Source organism: Sphingobacterium sp. UBA7253, assembly GCF_002472745.1.
Taxonomy (GTDB): Bacteria; Bacteroidota; Bacteroidia; order Sphingobacteriales; family Sphingobacteriaceae; genus Sphingobacterium; species Sphingobacterium siyangense.
On record NZ_DKSP01000108.1, the window covers coordinates 38436 to 58949 of the forward strand.

The window sequence follows — 20514 nt, forward strand, 5'->3', positions numbered from 1 at the left end:
GATGCTCCTGCAGAGCTTCTCAACGGTATGGCTATGGACAGTCTTCGAGTTGAATCGAGATTATATCGCACGTTACGAATGTATCAATCGTTTTAACGATAATGCGCTTGCCTGTCGAGGCCAGTGTATTTTGATGAAGAAAATGCGCGAGCATGAGGAAAAGGAACAAAAAAATCTTGAATTACGTATTATTGATGTCGTTTTTATAAATAATACGCAAGATTTTACTTTTAAAAACACGGCTCTTTATGAAGATACTGTGGAGCGCCTGCTTCCAGTATATAAAGAAGATTATTCCTATAATCCCATTTTTACAATATTTCACCCCCCTTTGGTTTAAATCCAGTTAATAATTTATTTGATTAGTAGTCGATCACTGACGATGGATTACAAGGTATGCTAAGATTTCCTTCGCGTTATAATTTCGCTGTGAAACTGCTTTTAGTGATGCTTTGTCCATAAAATCGATCTTTCGGTTAAGCTATTTATTCAATAACTATTTATTTCAATGAAACCCTCCTCATTATTTGGGCTACATCGCGGTGTGGATCCGAATCATTTGAATATTGATAATAGCTAATAATCTGTTTAATATCAGTATGATGGTTTCATTTCGCTAGAAGTTGAATGGAGCGCATCTATTACGATGAAATATATCCGTTCGTCACAATAGGATATCATTTTGATTTATTGCGTGAGTTCCGGAGCTCACGCAATAAATCGGATAGCTTCCTAACAAATGAAAAATTATAGATGAGAGATTTATTTATAAAAAAAGTGGTTTTTTATATCGCGATTATATCCTTTCTCCTAATTGCTTGTACAAAGGAGAAAACAGACTATGAGGCAGAGCGGGGAAATACTGTGGCAGAGAATATGGAGTTTAAAGAGGTTACAAGCCTTATTTCTTCAGGGTACAATATTCATATTGAAGCCCCGGGCGGGGTATTGTACCGCGGTTATAATGATATCCGCGTGAAAATCAATAAGCAGCAAAATAATGAACCTGTAGCCGTTTCCGCAGTCAAATTGCTGCCCATCCAAACCAATATGCAAGGAATGAAAATTGTTTGTCCAAACCAGTCCGTAATGGACCATACGTTGGATGGGAGCTACTTTTCGGGTTACAGTGTGTTTACAGATGAAAGTTCTGCAGCAGCAAACTGGAGTTTGGAAATCGATTTTAAAATTGGCGATCAGACTTTCTCTGCTGCACAGCATGTAACTGTAATGCCGCAGACCAATAAAAATCGTAATATAACCACCTTTACCGGGAAAGATGGCGAACACTATTTAATCGCCTTGATTGCTCCTTGGAAACCAAATGTTGCTGAAAATAATCTGGTCGCAGGTATTTATAAATTAGACACTGTGCAATTGTCTTATACAAGAGTCAACGGATACACCTTGCAGTTAGATCCGCGTATGCCAGAACCTTCGATGGGCAACCATTCTTCCCCCAATAATAAGGACTTGGTCCAACAGGCCAACGGATTGTACCAAGGTGTTGTCAATTACACCATGACAGGCAACTGGACGCTGAATTTTATTTTGGTCAACCAAAATGGAAGGGCAATAGCAGGGACTGAGGTGCCGAAGGATTTCACTCCGGGGGTAGAAGGGCGTAAAAGTGAGTTATACATCGACATTCTATTTTAGAGGCTATGAAGAAAATAAGTGTTATGCTCTTTATGTTGTCTTTGGGATGGAACGTACACGGACAAAACAATCCTGTTACCCGCGATACAACGAGACGTCTAGCCGAGGTTACAGTCAATGCAGCTGCCAAAAAGAGGATTGAAAACGATCTGAAGATGACAGTCTCCGTAGATGAATATTTGGCTTCTGCAAGTAATATCAGCTTCATAAAACGTGGTGCCTATGCTTGGGAACCCCTGCTCAATAATATGAGTAGCGAGCGTTCGACAATTACGATCGATGGGATGCATGTCTTTGGAGCATGTACGGATAAAATGGACCCGATAACCTCGTATGTAGAAAGTAATAACCTTGCTGCGATAGATATTAAATCGGGGCAGGAAGGTAATCTGCATGGTGCTACGGTCGCTGGCAGTATAGATCTAAAAAAAAGGAATACCGCGTTTGGCCTGCAGAAAAAAATTGGCGGAGCCTATCAGACAGGTTTTGAATTCAATAATAAGCAGACTTTCAATCTTGGGAATTTATATTACTCAAGTGACAAATTTGTGGCAGATGGAAGTATTGCCTTTCGGAAGGCTGGAAATTATTACGATGGAAATGACGATGAAGTACGGCATTCGCAATATAATAAATTCAATGCGTCGTTGGGCTTGGCCTATAAAACAAGTCCGCTTTCTGCTGTTAGGGTTGATGCTATTTTTGATCGCGCAAAAGATGTGGGATTTCCTGCTTTGCCAATGGACTTATCCTTATCCAGAGCGATTATCACTTCCGCTGCATACAAACAGTTGTTTGAAGAGGGCTTGGTAAAAGTATGGGACACCAAAGTTTATTTTAATGCAGTTGAGCACTATATGGATGATACGACCCGTCCGGAAAATTTGGTTCATATGGATATGCCAGGCTGGAGTACGACCTATGGTCTTTTATCTAAAATTAATCTGCAGAAAGATCACTATTATTCGGAAATACAGGTAAATGCTTACGATAACCTCTCGATAGCTGAGATGCGCATGTATCCGCAGGATCGATCCAAACAGACCATGTTTGCCTATAGCTGGCCATGGGTAACCACCCGTTTTGCGAGTGTAGCCATTAATAACTCGTTAGATCTTTCTGATATCAGTAGACTTGTCTTTGGAGGTTCATTGGGTTTGAACTATAACTATTCGAAATACGTTGAATTCAACTGGATTTTCCATCCTGGTTCTCCACAGAAGAAAAATAGAATTCTTCCGAGCCTACATGCTAGCTATCAGTTAAATATTGGTCAGTTTGACTTTTCCCTAGGAACAGGGTTTGGGCATCGTGCTCCTTCTGTCTCGGAGGCGTATGGTTATTACATTTACAATAGTTTCGATCGGTATGACTATATCGGAAATCCGGATTTAAAAAATGAAGTTTCTTATGAAGCCAATGCCAGTGCCGGGTTTAAGACCGGAAAGTTAAGCATTGGGGCCAAGGCCAATTATTTCTTTATCCAAGACTACATTATTGGCCGGATTTTGAGTTTGGGTAGCCCGATGAACTATCAATCGGTAGGCGTGAAAGGCTATACCTCTTTAGATCATGCGACTCTGTTTAATCTGGCACTCAATGCGCAATATCAAGTTTTGCCAGGTCTAGATTGGAAAGTCGTACTTACCTATGCCAGAGGGCAAGACAATATGGGCGGAAACCTGCCTTTTATACGTCCCTTAAGTTATCAAACATCACTGCATTACCGATACAAAATGATCGGTGTGCAAACTTCAATGAACGGGGACTTTAGCCAGGTCAATTTTAGCCCTGAATACGGAGAGGACCAAACTGCATCCTATAAGATATGGAATGTTTCGGCAGACTATACCTTCACTATTGGAAAATTGAATGCAATGTTTCAGGTCGGTGCGGAGAACCTCTTCAATGAATACTATAGTACCTATGCAGATTGGGGAAATATACCACGCATGGGTAGGAATATTTTTACATCCTTAAAAATCAATTTTTAAATACCTTAAAACTTAGAATAAAATGAAAAAAAATGCAATTAAACTCCTGATGATTTCTTTGGTTATGGTTTCTTGTAGCAAAAGTGAAGATGTCGCCAACAGTGTTAACTTACATTTCAACAATACATTTAAAAATACAACAATTGTGCTGGGTAATGCAGATTCACCAGCTGCCTCGACAAATACATCAGCCAGTGGACAACTGCATCAGTTTTCTGAACTGAAGTATGTAATTAGCAATATCAGGCTTATTAAAGCCGATGGATCTGAAATCCCTTATAATGTAAATGATCTGGATAAAGGGGCTGCAGTGATTGATCAGGCGAAAGCGGCAACTTTAAATTATGTGCTGAGTAATATACCTGTTGGAGATTATAAACAGATCAAATTCGGTTTGGGGGTAAAACAGGAAATAAATACGTTGGATCAACTGAGATTCCCAGTTTTCTATGCAACAGCAGGGGCTAATGACACCAAAATGCACTGGGAATGGGGGACAGGTTACCGATTTACGAAATTGGAAGGCTTTTATGGTGCTGATCATAAAGAGTTGTCTATTCACACAGGAAGTACGATCAACGGAACAAATGGTGATGAATCCACTTATAAACAGGGGGTAGATGCTTATCGGGATATTACGTTGAATTTACCTTCCTTAGTTACTGTTGGAAAAAGTGTACCACAGATTAATATCAGGGCGGATTTCGATAAGCTCTTAAGCGGAAAAACGAATACCATCACACTGGGTGCCAACAATGCTGTGCCTAGTATTCATTCGGCAGTCGAAATGGTCAAATTTGTTGATAATCTTGGCGGTAACGGTAGCAGCGATACAGCTGGAATGTTCACTGTTGAGAGTGTTTCTAATTAAATATTACGTAAATGGCTATGATCTTGAATGAGGTTGTAGCCATTTGCTGAAAATACGTTATGCATAAACAAAAGAACGCCATCTGATTGTACCATGACTTTCGAATGTGCATTCTGAATATTCATCAGCCATTGATAAAAATAAAAGGATGAAAAAAGTCATCTTAATCCTGACAGTTATAGTGATTGCTTTATCCTGTAGTAGGGATGATATCATTGAATTTACGCAGGAAGACAATCCAACAGTCACGTTCAATATTCCTGCGGATTTTCCGAGTCTGAATAATGCATTTAATAGCAATAAGCCAACAAAGTATGGTGTTGAATTGGGTGAAAAGCTATTTCATGAAAAAAGATTCAGTGGAAATAATACGATATCATGTGCCAGTTGCCATAATCCCTCATTGGCTTTTTCCGATGGAAAGATGCAGGCAGTGGGTATAGATGATCGTGTCGGATTTCGGAACACTCCACCTTTGCAGAATTTGGCTTTTATGAAATTTTATAATTGGGATGGCAATATACTTGAACTGGAAAAGCAACCTTTAGTGCCAATTATCACGCATGAGGAGATGAACTCCTCTATTCTGGAGGTTATCGGTAAAATTAATGGGGATTTTGACTACAAAGTATTGTTCAAGAAGGCTTTTGGCGATGAGAATATTACACCGGAACGAATTTATAAAAGCATTGCCCAATATGAGTATACTTTAATTTCGGCCGACAGTAAATATGATCAGGTAAAACGAGGTGAAGGGGAACAATTCACGATTGAGGAAGAACGGGGGTATCAGCTGTTTAAGTTGAAATGTGAAAGCTGCCATGCAACAGAATTATTTACCGATCAGAGTTTTAGAAATGTAGGGTTTCCTTTAAATAAACATCCAGATGAGGCCGGGCGAGCACGTATCACAGGTATTGAAACGGACTATATGGCTTTTCGGGTACCTTCTTTAAGAAATGCGGAATATACAGCGCCTTATGGAAGTTTTGGGCAGTTCCCAACGTTGAAATCTGTCCTGGATTATTTTGACAAAGGTGTTTTGGATGCAGCTAACTTTGATCCGATTCTTAAAGAAAATGGCAAAAGAATTCCGATGACAGAAGACGAAAAAGAAGCTATCATAGCTTTTATTAAAACATTAAGTGATCCCAAATTTGTAGGCAAATAATGCTGATTTATGAATAGAAGAGATCAAGCAATTGTTTCGCTTCTTTCACATCATGTACGCGGAGAATTTGTACCCCTCTTTCGAGAAGTAAGGTATTTAAAGCGGTGGTGCCATTTAAAGCTTCTTGGGCGGTGATTCCGATTTTTTTATAAATCATAGATTTACGGGATATTCCGCCCAAAATTGGTAATTCGAAGTAGTGAAGTTCATTGACACGATAGAGCAACTCATAGTTCTGTTCGACTGTCTTTGCAAAACCAAATCCTGGATCAAGAATAATGTCTTTCACCCCCATACTTCTTAGTGTCGCAATGCGGTCACCTAAAAAGGTGGCTACGTCAGTTACAATATCTGTATAATCTGTTTTTTCCTGCATATTTTCGGGAATACCGCGCATATGCATGAGAATATAAGGAACTTGATATTTTGCTACCGTGGCGAACATGTTATCATCGAGTGTACCTCCCGAAACATCATTTATGATGTGCACTCCCGCATCGATTGCAGCAGCAGCAACGTCTGCCCTAAAGGTATCTATTGATAAAATAGCGTCAGGAAATGCAGTTTTAATTGCTCGAATAGCGGGAAGAGCTCGATCCATTTCCTCCTGAGATGAAATTAATGGAGCGCCCGGACGTGAGGAATATGCGCCAATATCAAGAATTTGAGCACCTTCAAGCAATAGCTTCTTTGCTTTCTCTACCGCAAGTTCGACGGTTGTATTGTCACCTCCGTCATAAAAAGAATCTGGAGTCACATTGAGTATCCCCATAATAATGGGCTTTTCGAAGGTCATTAAGGTACCATCGACCAGTATGGAGTGACAGGGTGAAGTGTGGAATCTTTTCATCAGAACAATGCTAGGTTTGGTGTGAGAGCGTCTTATTTGACAACCAAAACACCGTCAGCAATAATGCTAATATCTTTTTTAGGTTGTGTAATCTGGTCTATTTCAGACTGTGATTTACCAAGATCCTTTGCCGCATGTTGTAACGATGCTACAGAAACTTCCTTTTTCTTTGCGATACCCTCGACAACAACCGTTTTGCCGACAATGTCTGCTGGCATGAAGAATCCGTAGTCTTTAAAACGGACGGTAATCGGCTCTTCGCCTTCCCGTTGCAGGGTCATGAAACAGCCTTTTTTCTTACATACCTCAACGACCTTGCCTGTCACCTTTCCGTTGAATGCGTTCTTTTGCGTGAGTTCTTTTTCAAGCTTTGCCACTGAAATCGCATTGGATGCAGAGATTTCTTTGCCATATTTTACACCAGGCTTGGCGGCGGGAATATCCTTTTGCTGTGCGAAAGATAAATTGGTAACAGCAAATGCTAATGCAAAAAATAAAACGATCTTTTTCATGCTATTTTCTAATAAATTCAAATTTACCACTTGGGTCCAGCTTCATGACAGTAGATGATTTCCCATCTGTTGTTACGTCTCTGTCATAGGCGACAATATAATCTACCCCATCTTTGATGGCATCAGATATTTCATCAAAATCTTTCGCCGTTGGTTCACCACTGATATTTGCTGAAGTTGAAATTATCGGTTTGCGAAACCGTTGTAAAAGTTGTTCACAAAAAGGGTGCTTGACAATTCGAATGCCAATTGAACCGTCCTCAGCAATCGCATTGGGCGCAAGATTTTTGGCATTCGAATAGACAATTGTCAAGGGTTTTTCAGTGTATTCAATAAGTTGATAAGCCACATCCGGGATTTCATTTACATAACTTGCCAATTGATTGTCGTTGTGTAAAAGGACGATCAGACTTTTGGATTTATCTCTTCCTTTCAGCTGGAAAACTTTCTCCACGGCATCAGGATTGGTGGCATCACAACCGATCCCCCAAATGGTGTCGGTGGGGTATAGAATTAATCCGCCGTTTTTTAACGTCTCCAAGGCCTTATTCAAATCCTCACGATCTACGAATGCACTCATCTTATCTTTATACTAGTTTTAACTTTATACAGCTACATTATGATCACGTAGTGCATCATTCAACGAAGTCTTTTTGTCCGTAGACTCTTTACGTTGACCAATGATCAAAGCGCAAGGAACTTGATATTCCCCTGCCGCAAATTTTTTGGTGTAAGAACCCGGGATAACAACAGAGCGGGCAGGTACATAACCTTTATATTCTACTGGTTGAGGTCCCGTAACGTCGATGATTTTTGTTGACGCTGTCAATACGACATTAGCACCCAATACAGCCTCTTTTTCTACACGAATACCTTCAACTACAATCGCTCTTGAACCTATAAAAACATTGTCCTCAATAATAACTGGAGCTGCTTGTACGGGCTCTAATACGCCACCAATTCCGACGCCGCCACTTAAATGTACATGTTTACCAATTTGTGCACAAGATCCAACAGTTGCCCAAGTATCCACCATGGTACCTTCGTCTACATAAGCACCGATGTTAACGTAAGAAGGCATCATAATCACTCCTTTAGCCAAATATGCACCTAAACGAGCAGAAGCCCCTGGTACAACACGTACTCCAGTGTGCTTGTAGTCTGTCTTTAATTTCATTTTATCATGAAACACAAAAGGACCTGCAGTCATTTCGCGCATATCATTGATTGGAAAATATAAAATAACAGCTTTCTTGATCCAGTCATTGACGTGCCATCTTGTACCGATCATTTCAGCGACGCGGATTTCACCGCTATCTAATTTCATGATAACAGCGCGGATGGCTTCTGTATATTCTTTATATTCTAATAATTGCCTATCTTCCCAAGCTTCCTCAATCAGTTTTTTAAGTGGCTCTACCATATTATTTATTTTCTTATTTGAATTAGTTTATTTTGATGTACAAACTTAGATAAAGTTGGACTTAAAAACAACTTTATCCATTGTTCCTTGCAATAGACTTTCCTGATAACAACAGCCTACCAAATTATGATCAACTTCTGACTCCAACCACAGTGTGTGCACAGTGAGTCCACGTTGAGTCCACCTTTTTAAGGTGCATTCACGCTACAGACATTGTTTTAACAACCCGCTTGCAGTCAGGAGTTGGTATGGATTTGATGACAACTTGTCCGCAATTAGCTCTTAAACTCTTCCGGCGAACGGATGAAAGACGTTTTAATAATTGTACTCAGTTTAATAGGAATTTTCCATAATTGCTTTTGGTTATAATGGTTCTAAAAATATAATTATTTTTGTATTATGGCTGGAACATCAGAAAAATTGAGAATTGATAAATATTTGTGGTCAATTCGCTTATTTAAGACAAGAACTTTGGCAACAGAGGCCTGTAAGGCAGGTCGGGTGAAACTAAAAGGCCAAAATATAAAACCCTCTTATGAAGTTAAGATCGGAGATGTATACCATGTCCAAAAGGGAATTGAGAAAAAAGTGGTGATGGTGACAGGTCTTTTGGAACGTCGTGTTGACGCCAAGACTGCTATTCAATTCTACGAGGATCAAACACCTGTTGAAGAAACTGTAGGGTTTAAATCCGTATTTCATGCTCCTGTCCTAAAACGCGACCGCGGTACAGGGCGCCCTACGAAAAAAGACCGTCGTGAGATAGATGATTTACAATCTTCAGAATGGTGGGAGAAGGAAGATGAATAACCTCAAGATATGCGCCATGATAATTGTGGGAAGCCTGTTGGCAATTTCCTGTAAATCGTATAAAAAACCTGTAGCCATGACGGAGGGTGAATTTGTTTTGGCGATCCATGGTGGAGCGGGGACGATCTTGAAAAAGAATATGACAGATTCGATGGAGCAAGCTTATAGGATCGTCTTGGAGCAAGCGCTTCGTATGGGCTATCAAAAGTTGCAAGAAGGTAAATCCAGTTTGGAAGCCGTCGAATCTGCTATCCATGTTATGGAAGACTCACCCTTGTTTAATGCAGGGAAAGGAGCGGTTTTTACACATGACGGACATAACGAACTGGATGCCTCCATCATGGAAGGTAAATCCTTGGCCGCAGGCGCCGTTGCAGGAGTGACGACGATCAGAAATCCAATCTCGGCAGCCAAGGCGGTGATGGAAAAATCTGAGCATGTTATGATGGTGGGTAAAGGTGCCGAAGAGTTTGCGAAGCAAGTGGGATTGACCATTGTAGACCCTTCTTATTTTTGGACGGAAGCACGTTGGGAAGCTCTGCAGAAAGTGAGCAAGGATGACAGTACACGAACACAACTAGATCACGATCAAAAACAAAGCTCACGCTTAGGCATCATCAATAAAGATGCTAAATTCGGTACAGTAGGGTGTGTTGCATTAGATAAGGCAGGTAACTTGGCAGCGGGCACGTCCACGGGAGGGATGACAAACAAGAAGTTTGGGCGGGTCGGAGATTCGCCAATTATTGGAGCTGGAACGTATGCGAACAATAATACCTGTGCTGTTTCCTGCACTGGATGGGGTGAATATTACATCCGCACCGTGGCGGCATATTCGGTGTCGGCTTTAATGGAATATAAAGGTGAACGTGTTGATCAAGCGAGCAGGCAAGTAATCGATCGGATTGGTGAAATGGGCGGTAATGGCGGCATGATCGCATTGGATAAAAATGGACATGTTGCTATGCCTTTTAATACCGCCGGCATGTATCGGGGTACGGTGACTAAAGACGGTAAAATAACAGTAGAAATTTATAAGTAGCCAATTCAGCTGTTTTCAGCTTCATAAAATATCCCAAGTGATCAATACAATACATGTTGAAGATCGCTTGGGATATTTTATGCTAACTATTTTTATTGAATAGCAGTTATGGCCTATTATGTCAAATTGCCGTTAGGTATTGTTCTATCTCATCAAATTGGATATCACCATGTGAAGCGTCATATAAACTGTCTTTTCCTTCAACAATCAGTATTTGAGGTGATTGATGTTCTACATTCCAACGTTGGGCAATCTCATTCGATAGTGGGCGGTAACGCAAAAGGTCTAAAAGATAAATCGCATAATCATGGTCTGAAGTAGCAGACATACGCTCAAGACTACGCTTAGCCATATTGCTAATACCACAAGTCGTGCTATGTTTAAAGATGGCTACAACTTTATCGGATTGATAAAGCTCCTGTAGCTGTTCTTCTGTATTTAATTCTATCCAATTAATCATATTATAGTTCTGTAAATTTTTTCTGTTCTACCTGTACAAAAGATGAAATAGAGGAGAATATACAACTCTTTTGGTCATTGCTTGTGGAATTGAAGAAACTGGGTAAACGTATCCCGTCGCCAATCTCCTTATATTTGCTCACTTCATAAGTGTTTTTTTCGCCCTTATCTGTGTATTCGTAACGCACAATCTCACCAGTATTTTGATCAATATAAAGCAAACCATCAATCTTTGAACCAAAGATAGGGGCTGACGAGCTGATATTTGCTATCGTTAATTTCTGTCCAGCACTGAAACTTTCCTTCTGGCTTTTCAGCTGCACATTCTTCTGTCCGATCAAGGTAGGCAAAAGTAGTAGATTGAGATCCGAAAATAGCTGATTTTTAATTGATTTCTTGAGCTCTGGCCCATCTGTAGATAAATTCCCTCCAATAAAGAGTTTGTCTGACCCTGGGTTTTTAAAATTAAACAGGTAGGTCACCTGATCCGTTCCCTTATAGCCATCAAATCGACATGCTCCAGTTGTTCTATTGAACAGGAACTTTCGTTCGTCGTTTGACAACTGGTCTGAGATGGTATTTCCCTTTGCTGAGAAAGCCAAAAACTGCAAAGAATCCCATTTTTCCTGGCCACCGATACTTTGCCAAATCTGCTTGTTTAGACTATCGTCTTGTGCCACTAGATCCAACTGACAAAATAACGTCAGTATAACGACCAAGAGTACATTCGATAATGTTTTCATAATCCTATTTTTTAAAGAAACAATCATCAAGTAATTCGTATCAAAATTGATCCTATGCAACTTCATCATTGCGTCATTGTCTATAAAACTACCGACTGTTGTATAACCGATTTACACTACAATCAAGACAATTCAATAACAATTTATTCTAGTGAAAAAATAAAAATCGATTAATAAGATAACTGAATATTTTATTAATCGATTTGTTTAAAATATAAGTACCTGAGTAATAAGTCGTGCTCAGTAATACTTTTCATCATTGAATGGTAGGCAAAATTAATACCAAACTAGAATTTTTTGGCAATATGAGCCATTTGTATTGCTGTAATAGCAGCTTCTTCACCTTTATTACCATGTTTCCCTCCGGCACGATCCAATGCTTGCTGAAGGTTGTCAGTTGTTAATACGCCAAAAACAGCTGGTTTATTATATTTGAGCCCTACATTGGCAATGCCATTTGCAACTGCATCGCAGATAAAATCGAAGTGTCTGGTCTCACCCTGAATGACGCAACCTAAACAGATAATAGCGTCAAAACCCTGATTTCTGAATGCGAGGTCTGCTCCTGAAATTAACTCGAAACTTCCAGGAACCTCTATGACTTGGATATTGTTTTCCTTAGCGCCATGCTCTTCCAAGCCCTTTATTGCACCATTCAATAATGCACCTGTAATTTCTGCATTCCATTGTGCAACAACGATTGCAAATTTGAATGGACTTGCATCCGCAACCTGGATGTGCGAAAAGTCGGATAAATTTTTAATGCTACTTGCCATAATAGTAACAAAGATAGTGATTTTAGATGGTCACAAAAAAAGAGGCTATCAAATAGCCTCTTTTTATTATACTTTTATTTATTCTCTTATAAATGTGCTTGTACACGGCCTAATAAACCATCAATTGTAGAAGCTTCTTGGCTCTCTGGGAAATCTGTTTTAATCTTCTTGTAAGCAGTCTCAGCACTTTTATAGTCATTTTGTGCTTCATATACAAGTCCTAGTTTTTTCAAAAAGAGCGGAGTTGTATACGAGTTGCTTGATTTTTCAGAAGCTTGCTTGTAGTAATCAGCGGCTTTTTTGTAGTCTTTTAACTCTGAATAAGCATCTCCAGTGAGACCAATTACGAGCGGATCTAGAATTTGGCTTCCTGTTGGAGCATATTTTTCAAGAGCCTTCACAGCATCTTCGAATTTACCTTGACGTAAATATAAACCACCTAAATAGGCGTTTGCAATATTTGCCGATTTTGTATTGGAATATTCATCCGCAATTTGTTTAAATCCAAGAAAAGCACCGTCGCCCGTGATTGCTTTATTTTGTAAAGAATCAATTGTGGCAAGCTGTTCTGCTTTGTACATACGGTTCGAAGCTTCTTCTGCTCTTGGATCTAGATAAAGCTTTTGATATCCAAAATAAAGTAAGATCAATACAACGATACCACCTAAAATGAACACGACACTTTTTTGGTTATCTTGAAAAAAAGATCCTTTTGAAGGTTTGAAACCTTGATTTGTATTATTTGTGTTTTTAGACATTACTAATCAGTAAAATATGGATTGCAAAAATACACTTTTCGAGCAAATTTGCAAGTGTTTTGCAAATTTTAAAGTGAATTAACTTTGGTTTTCCGACTCATTCGATAGTTCAATTTCCTTGTCTAGCTGTTCGTAGATGGAATTTTTACTTTTGAATTCAGGTACAATAATTTTCATTTGATACACCACTTCGTTTTTGTTTTGTGTCGCTAAACGCTGTTGTAATTCTTCGATTTTTATACTTACAATATCATAATTATTTTCTCTGACTTTGGCGATCATGATCTTTTCGTGGTGCGTCGGCAAGGTATTCTCCAAATCATTTAATAACTCCTCATATAGTTTTTCACCAGGTCTTAATCCAGTGAATTTTATTTCAATATCTTCATTCGGTTTAAATCCTGAAAGACGAATCATTTTTTTAGCTAACTCAACTATTTTTACAGATTTACCCATATCAAATACAAAAATTTCGCCACCTTGTCCCATTGTTCCAGCTTCAAGGACTAGTCGACATGCTTCGGGAATGGTCATAAAATACCGCGTAATTTCTGGATGCGTAACTGTTACAGGACCACCTTTTTGAATCTGATCTCTGAATCGAGGGATAACTGATCCATTGGAGCCTAAGACATTGCCAAAGCGGGTTGTGATAAATTTGGTGTGCACAGTTGCCCCTAAGGAATTTTCCAAATGATTGTTTAACGATTGTACATAGATTTCTGCGATACGCTTTGTCGCTCCCATGATATTAGTGGGGTTGACAGCTTTATCGGTAGAGACAAAAACAAATTTTTCAACTTGAAATTCCACGGCTAAATCAGCTAGATTCTTAGTCCCCATGACATTGGTCTGTACCGCTTCCAAAGGATGGTTTTCCATCATTGGCACATGTTTGTATGCTGCCGCATGATATACATAATGCGGCTTGAAAGTATCAAAAAGTAATTGCATCCTTTTTGTACTTCGGACGTCTGCTATATAAGTATGATAAACTTGATTTGGAAATTCATCTTGAAGGTCAAGTTGGAGATTGTGTAACGGGGACTCCGCTTGGTCACAAAGGATAATCATCTGAGGCTCGTATTTTCCCAATTGGGATGCAATCTCACTACCTATGGAGCCTGCTGCCCCAGTAACTAAGATTCTTTTACCTCTCGTTTGGCTTAGGATGTGATCGTCGTTAATCTTAATCGGCTCCCTTTCTAGTAAATCTTCAATTTTTATTTTTTGGATCTGATTGGGGTTAAGATCACCATTCATGATCTTTTTAACAGGAGGGAGCGTTAATATGTTGACATTTTTTTCGAGCGCAACATCTGTAATTTCATTTTTACGGTCCGAAGGAATGTTGTGCGAAGCGATGATAACCTCCTCAACATTTAATGTATTGATCAGATGGCTGAACTTCTGCGAGGAATATATTTTGGTCCCATCAATTACCTTGTTGATTTTTTGTTCATTATCATCTAAGAATCCAACAATAGCATTTTTGGATCGTACATCATGGTCTAAAGTTCTTTTTACAGCAATTCCCAAGTCACCGGCACCGTAGATCAGTGTCTTTTTTCTGGATCCATTGACTTTTTTGGTGTATAGAAAGAAAATTTTAATAATTGTTCTATATACGGTTAAAATAAGAAAGGAGAAGAGTGCAAAGAAGATAATGAGTGCAGTTGGAATGTTTCGCTCTATCTCGTTTGCTTGGATCACTAATTTTATAACCAGGAGAACGAAAACACTAAATGTTATCGTTGATAATATACGTATTGAATCGATAGCGCTCGTGTAACGAACTATCCCAGTATACATCTTGAAGAGATAGAATGATAAAGAACATATGGCTATAAATAAAATGTAACGAATGCTAAAATCAATGTCGAGCAGAAAATCGAAGTTAAAATCATAGTAAATAACATTTGCGAGGAGATAAGCGATGGAAACACTAAAGATGTCCAATAAAAAAATGATCCACCGTGGCACTATATTGACTTTACTGAGCATGGTACTATATCTGATTAGTTTAAACAAATGTAGATAAATTTGTTTCATTCCAAAGCCGTGCCAAACCAAATTTATCTTCGTTTGATAAGATTGATTTTTTATTGTAATTTTAGCTAACTATCAATTTTACAAGATGAATGAGTTAGGAAAGCTTGCGAGTCAGGCTATGATTTCTCCAAAAGAGATGCTGTTTGAGAAGAAAAAGAATGCAAAAAGTTTATTTATAGGCATTCCAAAGGAAATCTCGCTTCAGGAAAAGCGGATCTGCTTGACGCCATTAGCGGTTGCATTATTGGTAGAAAATGGACACGAAGTCATCATTGAGACTGGAGCAGGTGCTGGAGCCAATTTTTTAGATCATCATTATAGTGAGCAGGGGGCTCGTATCGTTTCATCTCGGGAAGAGGTGTACCAAGCAGATCTGATCATTAAAGTTGGTAGCCCTATCCTTAGTGAAGTGAAGTTGATGAAAGAAAGGCAGCTTTTATTATCTTCTCAACAACCTTCACTCATGAACCTGGATGTACTAAAGGCGTTAATGCATAAAAAAATCACTGCAATTTCTTATGAATATTTAAGAGATGAGGGCGGTTGCCTAGCAGTGGTGCGTGCGATGAGCGAAATCGTAGGGGCAACGGCAACCTTAATTGCGGGAGAGTATCTGAGCAATGCATTTGGAGGGAAGGGACTGATGCTCGGTGGTGTGACAGGCGTAGCTTCCACAGAAGTCGTTATTATTGGCGCGGGCACCGTTGGTGAACAGGCTGCCCGAACGGCTTTGGCGTTAGGAGCAGAGGTAAAGGTGTTTGATAATTCGATTTATAAACTTAGACGCCTACAAAATAATCTTGGTAGTCGTGTTTTTACCTCCGTTATACAACCGATTATTTTAAACAAGGCCGTGATCAGTTCGGATGTTGTTATTGGTGCTTTACGAGCGCGTAATGGACGTTCCGCTTGTGTGATTTCGGAAGAAACTGTTTCTAAAATGAAACCCAATTCCGTTATTATAGATGTAAGCATTGATCAAGGAGGTAATTTTGAAACATCGGAGGTGACCTCTCACGATAAACCTATCTTTCGTAAATTTGATGTTATTCACTATTGTGTTCCCAATATAGCGTCTCGGGTAGCGCGAACAGCTACTTATGCAATGAGCAATATCTTCACTTCTATTTTGCTTGATTTTGCTGAACTTGGGGGACTGAAAAATGCAATTTGGAAGAATCCCGGTATTCGGAGTTCAATTTATTTATACCAAGGAAACCTTACAAATGTTGACATGGCCTCAAGATTTAATATGACGGCGAAAGATTTAGATCTTTTAGTTGTTTCTTCCTTATAAACCATGGATATCCAGCTCATATTTGATTCGTTTTTTCTAGTATATGTAGTCTGGAGCTATCTTTTAAAATATCATTTTAATGAAACGAATTTTTATGATTTTATGTTCGTTGATTTCTCTCGTTAAGGCGCAGGAAACAATCAACCTTTATGCAGATTCCATTCCAAATGCGACTGATAAAGAGCAGGTAAATTTAGAAAAGAATGTACCAAAGTTATTTGCATATATGGCAGATAAAAGTATAGATAAAAATATCGCCGTACTAGTTATTCCGGGAGGTGGGTATTCTCATATAGCAATGGATCATGAAGGTCATGCCGTTGCTAAAGAGCTGATAAAAAATGGTTATTCAGCATTTGTTTTACAATACCGATTGCCTTCACCAAATATCATGCGTGACAAATCAATAGGACCTCTTCAAGATGCCCAGCGGGCGATGCAATTGATCCGAACGTTGCACCCCGGACTTCGAAAGGTTGGGGTTATAGGATTTTCCGCTGGCGGGCACCTGGCTTCCACTTTAATTACGAAGTTTAAGAAAGATTATATAGCGAATCCTTCCCATGTATCCCTAAGACCTGATTTTGCAGGATTGATTTATCCAGTAATCTCTATGGAAAATGATATAACACATAAAGGTTCGCGTATAAATCTCATTGGAGAAAACCCTTCGGAAGACCAAATCAAACTGTTTTCTTCCAATTTGCAGGTATCTTCTGAGGTTTGTCCGGTTTTCTTTGTGCATGCCAAAGACGATATGGCTGTGCCAATAGAAAATAGCTATAGAATGATGGCAGCTTTGGACAAGTCAAAAGTGCCCAACAAGCTTTATACCTTTGAGCAAGGGGGGCACGGCTTTGGGTTAATTAACAAAACCTCAGACAAGTTATGGTTTGACGCATTTTTATCTTGGCTAGACACACAAGACTAGGATATACAATTAATGGTCAAAAGATATCCAGTGAGATATTGTTAGATCGACAGCCTGTAGTTTTTGTGGAATTATTTGCGATGTTATAATCGCATGTAAGTTAATCTCATTATTACTGACTACGATTTCATAATAAAAACCTCTGAATCGCACATCTTTTACAAAAAAAGTAGACTGCTCAGAAGGACTTATTGAAATCCATTCTTGATGTATCGCGACTGGTTTTTCGCTTGTTATGCCTAAATTTTGAGCTTGCTCAACTTGTAATATATTGCTTTTTGCCAGTAATTGCGCCGTGTAAGGGTGCGATGGATTGCTATACAATACATGTGGATTGTTTTGATCTAGGATTTTACCAGATTTCATCACGATGAGGTTATCTGCTAAAGCAAGTACTTCCGTAGGATCGTGTGAAACTAAAATGACGGTCAGCCCAGTTTCTTTAACAATATCTTTTATGTCCTGTTGCAAGGTATCCCTAAAAGAGGCATCAACCTGATTGAAGGGTTCATCCATTAGTAAAACTTCAGGCTCGTTGATCAAAGCACGACAGATGGCGACACGTTGTTTTTCTCCGCCACTGATGTCTGCTACTCTTTTTTTAGCGAGGTGATCTATCCGTAGACGTTGTAATATTTCCGCAGTTTTGTCTTGTTTGCGTTTGATATCTGTGTTTGGCAACTGCGATGCAACATTATCCCATACATTGGCATAAGTATTCAAATCGTCAAAGCCTTGCGAGACTAATTTCATGGCATCATGTCCGGGGATTAGCTTGTCCTTGCGCGTTGGAACCTGCCAACCTTTATAGCGCACAATGCCCCCAGTTGGTTCCAAAAGACCGTAGATAAGTCGCAGTAATGTACTTTTTCCACTGCCAGATTCACCAATGATTGCTGTTATTTTTCCTTCATCGATATCGAAAGAACTATTTTCAACAGCAAACTGCATATTGTTCTCATGAAAGGAAAAGCTAAGGTGCTCGGCGTGTATAGCAGCTAGTCCGGGAACATGGATATCAGATGGAATATATTGACAAGATGATAAATGAGCCATAGTAGAGAAAAGGTAGTTAACGAATAGAAATTTTACGTGTTGTTGCATCTATGATGCTAATATGTATCTCTTTTGCTTCTTCAGGAAGTAAATTGGGGATTTTCTCCGGCCATTCAACAAAGCAATATGCACCTGAATAGAAATATTCCTCATAGCCAAAATCGAATGCCTCCTGCTCATCTTTAATGCGGTAAAAATCAAAGTGATATATGGGGCCTGCGGGAGACTCATATTCATTAACAATGGAGAATGTTGGACTAGATGTACTATCTTGTACATTTAATTGTTTACACAGGTATTTTACAAAAGTTGTTTTTCCTGCTCCCATTGAACCATATAATAGAAAAATCCGGTCCTTTGGAAAACTATTTAAAAGTGTCTGAGCCGCTTGAGATAGATCTGCTGTCGTATTTACAATAATTTCCATGTTGCAAAATTACTATTTCGGTAAGTATGTCGCAAAGGGGATAATCATTTCTTCCAAAGAGATTCCACCATGTTGGAATGTTCCATTAAAGTAATTGACAAATTGATTGTAGTTGTTGGGGTAAACAAAATACGAATCTTCTTTGGCAAAGACGTATGTTGAACTAACATGAAGTTTAGGCAACTGTGCCTCGTGGGGATTTTTGATAGCAAAAACATCTTTGTCAATATAGTTCAGATTTTTCCCTTGCTTATATCTCAAATTTGTATTTGTATTTCGATCACCAACAATTTTACTTGGCTTTTTTACACGGATCGTGCCATGGTCGGTTGTAATAATCACACGAACTTTCTTTTGTGAGAGCCATTTTAAAGCCTCCAATAGAGGTGAGTGTTCAAACCATGACAAAGTGAGGGAGCGATAAGCCGCTTCATCGTTTGCTAATTCACGAATCATAGAGCTGTCTGTACGTGCGTGCGAAAGCATGTCAACAAAGTTATACACCAATACATTCAGTTGATTGTGCATCAAATTGCCGAGATTGTCTAATACGTCTTTTCCTTGTTCCAGGGTCAAAATTTTCGTGTAGGAATGTTTTATGGACTTGCGATAAAGTCGCTTGATCTGATCTTCCAAAAATTTATCCTCATATAAATTCTTGCCGCCTTCATCTTCATCGTTTTGCCATAATTTCGGGAAGCGTTTTTCCATTTCCAGTGGAGTTAATCCACTAAAGATGGCATTTCTAGCATATTGTGTTGCTGTTGGTAAAATACTGTAATAGTTTATCTCCTCCTCAAGTCTAAAATAGTCGGTGATTACCTCATTGATAATTTTCCATTGATCGAAACGCAAATTGTCTATTAAAAAGAAAAATGTCGGTATATCATCTTCTATGGTCGGAAATACCTTCTTCTTAAATAGCTGGTGTGATAGAATGGGCGCGTTTTCGGGGCGATTAATCCACTGGATATAGTTGTTTTCTATAAATTTGGAGAATTGCATGTTTGCTTCGGATTTTTGCATCGTCAGAATTTCATGCATATTGTTATCTTCAAGCTTTTCGAGGGACAATTCCCAGTAGACAAGTTTTTTGTAAACTTCTGACCATTGGTTGAAATCCAGATTGTCATTCAGGATCATCCCCAAATTGCGGAAGTCTTGTTGATAAGCCATGGATGTTTTCTCATTGACAAGACGTTTGTTTTCCGTTAATTTTTTTATTGTCATCAAGATCTGCTTGGGGTTGACCGGCTTGATAAGATAATCATCTATTTTGGAGCCGATGGCATCTTCCATGACATGTTCTTCTTCATTTTTTGTGACCAGAACAACGGGGACAGTAGGGTTGATCGATTTGAGTATGGCAAGTGTTTCGAGCCCGGTTAGCCCAGGCATATTTTCGTCTAAGAAAACGAGGTGGAAAAAACCATTTTTAAAGGCTTCAACGGCATCATTTCCATTGTTGACTGTGTCAACTTTGTAACCTTTGCTTTCTAAAAATAAAATGTGTGGTTTTAGAAAGTCAATTTCATCGTCAGCCCAAAGAATATGTGTTTTTTGCATCTTGTTATTATATGTCTATTAGTAGTAGAGGGGAGGATCGGATTTTCGATCTCATACTAACATAAGCAAATATCGTGCTTCAGATTTTATTTTTAACATTTCTTAACGATGAACTAA

At 39.0% G+C, this 20514-nt stretch carries 21 protein-coding genes; 9 read left to right on the top strand and 12 right to left on the bottom strand.

What is annotated here, in order from left to right; genetic code table 11:
• The 5 genes from B2X72_RS10535 to B2X72_RS10555 form a co-directional block, all read left to right on the top strand.
• Window positions 1–340, top strand: a 340-nt coding sequence (locus tag B2X72_RS10535) for a hypothetical protein (protein ID WP_046674749.1), incomplete at its 5' end; no start/stop codon positions are given.
• A 413-nt stretch (window positions 341–753) separates the two neighbouring features.
• Complete coding sequence (locus tag B2X72_RS10540) at window positions 754–1659, top strand: hypothetical protein (RefSeq protein ID WP_286849545.1); 906 nt, start codon at window positions 754–756, stop codon at window positions 1657–1659.
• Window positions 1660–1664: 5 nt separating this feature from the next.
• A complete protein-coding gene (locus tag B2X72_RS10545; RefSeq protein WP_286849547.1) occupies window positions 1665–3653 on the top strand; it encodes a TonB-dependent receptor plug domain-containing protein in 1989 nt (662 codons plus the stop codon).
• A 22-nt stretch (window positions 3654–3675) separates the two neighbouring features.
• The gene (locus tag B2X72_RS10550; protein ID WP_286849549.1) at window positions 3676–4524 is read left to right on the top strand and encodes an MbnP family protein; all 849 of its coding nucleotides are present in this window, start codon (window positions 3676–3678) and stop codon (window positions 4522–4524) included.
• Window positions 4525–4672: 148 nt separating this feature from the next.
• Window positions 4673–5695, top strand: coding sequence for a cytochrome-c peroxidase (locus B2X72_RS10555; protein WP_286849550.1), 1023 nt, complete (start codon window positions 4673–4675; stop codon window positions 5693–5695).
• A gap of 7 nt (window positions 5696–5702) precedes the next feature.
• On the opposite strand, the gene folP is transcribed toward B2X72_RS10555, so the two are convergent.
• The 4 genes from folP to B2X72_RS10575 are packed head-to-tail and all read right to left on the bottom strand — an operon-like array spanning window position 5703 to window position 8480.
• Entirely contained in the window at window positions 5703–6545 is an 843-nt protein-coding gene (gene folP, locus B2X72_RS10560) for a dihydropteroate synthase (protein WP_286849551.1), read from the bottom strand.
• 32 nt (window positions 6546–6577) lie between these two features.
• Complete coding sequence (locus B2X72_RS10565) at window positions 6578–7057, bottom strand: DUF4920 domain-containing protein (RefSeq protein ID WP_145327265.1); 480 nt, start codon at window positions 7055–7057, stop codon at window positions 6578–6580.
• Between the two features lies 1 nt (window position 7058).
• The gene (locus B2X72_RS10570; protein ID WP_088159989.1) at window positions 7059–7637 is read right to left on the bottom strand and encodes an L-threonylcarbamoyladenylate synthase; all 579 of its coding nucleotides are present in this window, start codon (window positions 7635–7637) and stop codon (window positions 7059–7061) included.
• A gap of 24 nt (window positions 7638–7661) precedes the next feature.
• Window positions 7662–8480 (bottom strand): 2,3,4,5-tetrahydropyridine-2,6-dicarboxylate N-succinyltransferase, encoded by an 819-nt coding sequence (locus B2X72_RS10575; RefSeq protein ID WP_075990775.1) that lies wholly within the window; start codon window positions 8478–8480, stop codon window positions 7662–7664.
• Window positions 8481–8879: 399 nt separating this feature from the next.
• On the opposite strand from B2X72_RS10575, the gene B2X72_RS10580 reads away from it, so the two are divergent.
• Both B2X72_RS10580 and B2X72_RS10585 read left to right on the top strand, forming a co-directional pair.
• On the top strand, window positions 8880–9290 hold the full coding sequence (locus B2X72_RS10580; RefSeq protein ID WP_145327262.1) for an RNA-binding S4 domain-containing protein: 411 nt from the start codon (window positions 8880–8882) through the stop codon (window positions 9288–9290).
• A 16-nt stretch (window positions 9291–9306) separates the two neighbouring features.
• Window positions 9307–10332 carry an isoaspartyl peptidase/L-asparaginase family protein gene (locus B2X72_RS10585; protein WP_286849553.1) on the top strand — a complete coding sequence of 342 codons (1026 nt, stop codon included), beginning with the start codon at window positions 9307–9309 and terminating at the stop codon, window positions 10330–10332.
• 121 nt (window positions 10333–10453) lie between these two features.
• Here B2X72_RS10585 and ytxJ read toward each other — a convergent pair whose 3' ends face one another.
• The 5 genes from ytxJ to B2X72_RS10610 form a co-directional block, all read right to left on the bottom strand.
• Window positions 10454–10792, bottom strand: coding sequence for a bacillithiol system redox-active protein YtxJ (gene ytxJ, locus B2X72_RS10590; RefSeq protein ID WP_201670052.1), 339 nt, complete (start codon window positions 10790–10792; stop codon window positions 10454–10456).
• A 1-nt stretch (window position 10793) separates the two neighbouring features.
• The gene (locus B2X72_RS10595) at window positions 10794–11534 is read right to left on the bottom strand and encodes a hypothetical protein (RefSeq protein WP_145327259.1); all 741 of its coding nucleotides are present in this window, start codon (window positions 11532–11534) and stop codon (window positions 10794–10796) included.
• A gap of 287 nt (window positions 11535–11821) precedes the next feature.
• The gene (gene ribH, locus B2X72_RS10600) at window positions 11822–12310 is read right to left on the bottom strand and encodes a 6,7-dimethyl-8-ribityllumazine synthase (RefSeq protein ID WP_286849554.1); all 489 of its coding nucleotides are present in this window, start codon (window positions 12308–12310) and stop codon (window positions 11822–11824) included.
• A gap of 86 nt (window positions 12311–12396) precedes the next feature.
• Window positions 12397–13068 (bottom strand): tetratricopeptide repeat protein, encoded by a 672-nt coding sequence (locus B2X72_RS10605; protein WP_286849555.1) that lies wholly within the window; start codon window positions 13066–13068, stop codon window positions 12397–12399.
• Between the two features lie 78 nt (window positions 13069–13146).
• Window positions 13147–15120, bottom strand: a complete 1974-nt coding sequence (locus B2X72_RS10610; protein WP_349681397.1) for a polysaccharide biosynthesis protein — start codon at window positions 15118–15120, stop codon at window positions 13147–13149.
• An 85-nt stretch (window positions 15121–15205) separates the two neighbouring features.
• Between B2X72_RS10610 and B2X72_RS10615 the strand changes: the two genes are divergently transcribed.
• Together B2X72_RS10615 and B2X72_RS10620 are read left to right on the top strand one after the other, a co-directional pair.
• Complete coding sequence (locus B2X72_RS10615; protein ID WP_075990781.1) at window positions 15206–16417, top strand: alanine dehydrogenase; 1212 nt, start codon at window positions 15206–15208, stop codon at window positions 16415–16417.
• Between the two features lie 79 nt (window positions 16418–16496).
• Window positions 16497–17348 (top strand): alpha/beta hydrolase, encoded by an 852-nt coding sequence (locus B2X72_RS10620; protein WP_286849557.1) that lies wholly within the window; start codon window positions 16497–16499, stop codon window positions 17346–17348.
• Window positions 17349–17357: 9 nt separating this feature from the next.
• Here B2X72_RS10620 and B2X72_RS10625 read toward each other — a convergent pair whose 3' ends face one another.
• From B2X72_RS10625 to B2X72_RS10635, 3 genes are read right to left on the bottom strand one after another with little or no spacing between them, the layout of a single operon-like run.
• Entirely contained in the window at window positions 17358–18404 is a 1047-nt protein-coding gene (locus B2X72_RS10625) for an ABC transporter ATP-binding protein (protein WP_286732254.1), read from the bottom strand.
• A 16-nt stretch (window positions 18405–18420) separates the two neighbouring features.
• Entirely contained in the window at window positions 18421–18831 is a 411-nt protein-coding gene (gene tsaE / locus B2X72_RS10630) for a tRNA (adenosine(37)-N6)-threonylcarbamoyltransferase complex ATPase subunit type 1 TsaE (protein WP_286732256.1), read from the bottom strand.
• A gap of 12 nt (window positions 18832–18843) precedes the next feature.
• On the bottom strand, window positions 18844–20397 hold the full coding sequence (locus B2X72_RS10635; RefSeq protein ID WP_075990785.1) for a bifunctional response regulator/alkaline phosphatase family protein: 1554 nt from the start codon (window positions 20395–20397) through the stop codon (window positions 18844–18846).
• Between the last annotated feature and the right edge of the window lie 117 nt (window positions 20398–20514).

Bases quoted from the DNA above. Each gene is read 5' to 3' on its own strand.
- B2X72_RS10635 (WP_075990785.1), bottom strand. From the start codon at position 20,397: ATGCAAAAAACACATATTCTTTGGGCTGACGATGAAATTGACTTTCTA.
- B2X72_RS10595 (WP_145327259.1), bottom strand. From the start codon at position 11,534: ATGAAAACATTATCGAATGTACTCTTGGTCGTTATACTGACGTTATTT.
- B2X72_RS10555 (WP_286849550.1), top strand. From the start codon at position 4,673: ATGAAAAAAGTCATCTTAATCCTGACAGTTATAGTGATTGCTTTATCC.
- B2X72_RS10585 (WP_286849553.1), top strand. From the start codon at position 9,307: ATGATAATTGTGGGAAGCCTGTTGGCAATTTCCTGTAAATCGTATAAA.
- ribH (WP_286849554.1), bottom strand. From the start codon at position 12,310: ATGGCAAGTAGCATTAAAAATTTATCCGACTTTTCGCACATCCAGGTT.
- B2X72_RS10540 (WP_286849545.1), top strand. From the start codon at position 754: ATGAGAGATTTATTTATAAAAAAAGTGGTTTTTTATATCGCGATTATA.
- ytxJ (WP_201670052.1), bottom strand. From the start codon at position 10,792: ATGATTAATTGGATAGAATTAAATACAGAAGAACAGCTACAGGAGCTT.
- B2X72_RS10575 (WP_075990775.1), bottom strand. From the start codon at position 8,480: ATGGTAGAGCCACTTAAAAAACTGATTGAGGAAGCTTGGGAAGATAGG.
- B2X72_RS10570 (WP_088159989.1), bottom strand. From the start codon at position 7,637: ATGAGTGCATTCGTAGATCGTGAGGATTTGAATAAGGCCTTGGAGACG.
- B2X72_RS10620 (WP_286849557.1), top strand. From the start codon at position 16,497: ATGAAACGAATTTTTATGATTTTATGTTCGTTGATTTCTCTCGTTAAG.
- B2X72_RS10615 (WP_075990781.1), top strand. From the start codon at position 15,206: ATGAATGAGTTAGGAAAGCTTGCGAGTCAGGCTATGATTTCTCCAAAA.
- B2X72_RS10580 (WP_145327262.1), top strand. From the start codon at position 8,880: ATGGCTGGAACATCAGAAAAATTGAGAATTGATAAATATTTGTGGTCA.
- B2X72_RS10545 (WP_286849547.1), top strand. From the start codon at position 1,665: ATGAAGAAAATAAGTGTTATGCTCTTTATGTTGTCTTTGGGATGGAAC.
- folP (WP_286849551.1), bottom strand. From the start codon at position 6,545: ATGAAAAGATTCCACACTTCACCCTGTCACTCCATACTGGTCGATGGT.
- B2X72_RS10565 (WP_145327265.1), bottom strand. From the start codon at position 7,057: ATGAAAAAGATCGTTTTATTTTTTGCATTAGCATTTGCTGTTACCAAT.
- B2X72_RS10610 (WP_349681397.1), bottom strand. From the start codon at position 15,120: ATGAAACAAATTTATCTACATTTGTTTAAACTAATCAGATATAGTACC.
- B2X72_RS10625 (WP_286732254.1), bottom strand. From the start codon at position 18,404: ATGGCTCATTTATCATCTTGTCAATATATTCCATCTGATATCCATGTT.
- B2X72_RS10605 (WP_286849555.1), bottom strand. From the start codon at position 13,068: ATGTCTAAAAACACAAATAATACAAATCAAGGTTTCAAACCTTCAAAA.
- B2X72_RS10550 (WP_286849549.1), top strand. From the start codon at position 3,676: ATGAAAAAAAATGCAATTAAACTCCTGATGATTTCTTTGGTTATGGTT.
- tsaE (WP_286732256.1), bottom strand. From the start codon at position 18,831: ATGGAAATTATTGTAAATACGACAGCAGATCTATCTCAAGCGGCTCAG.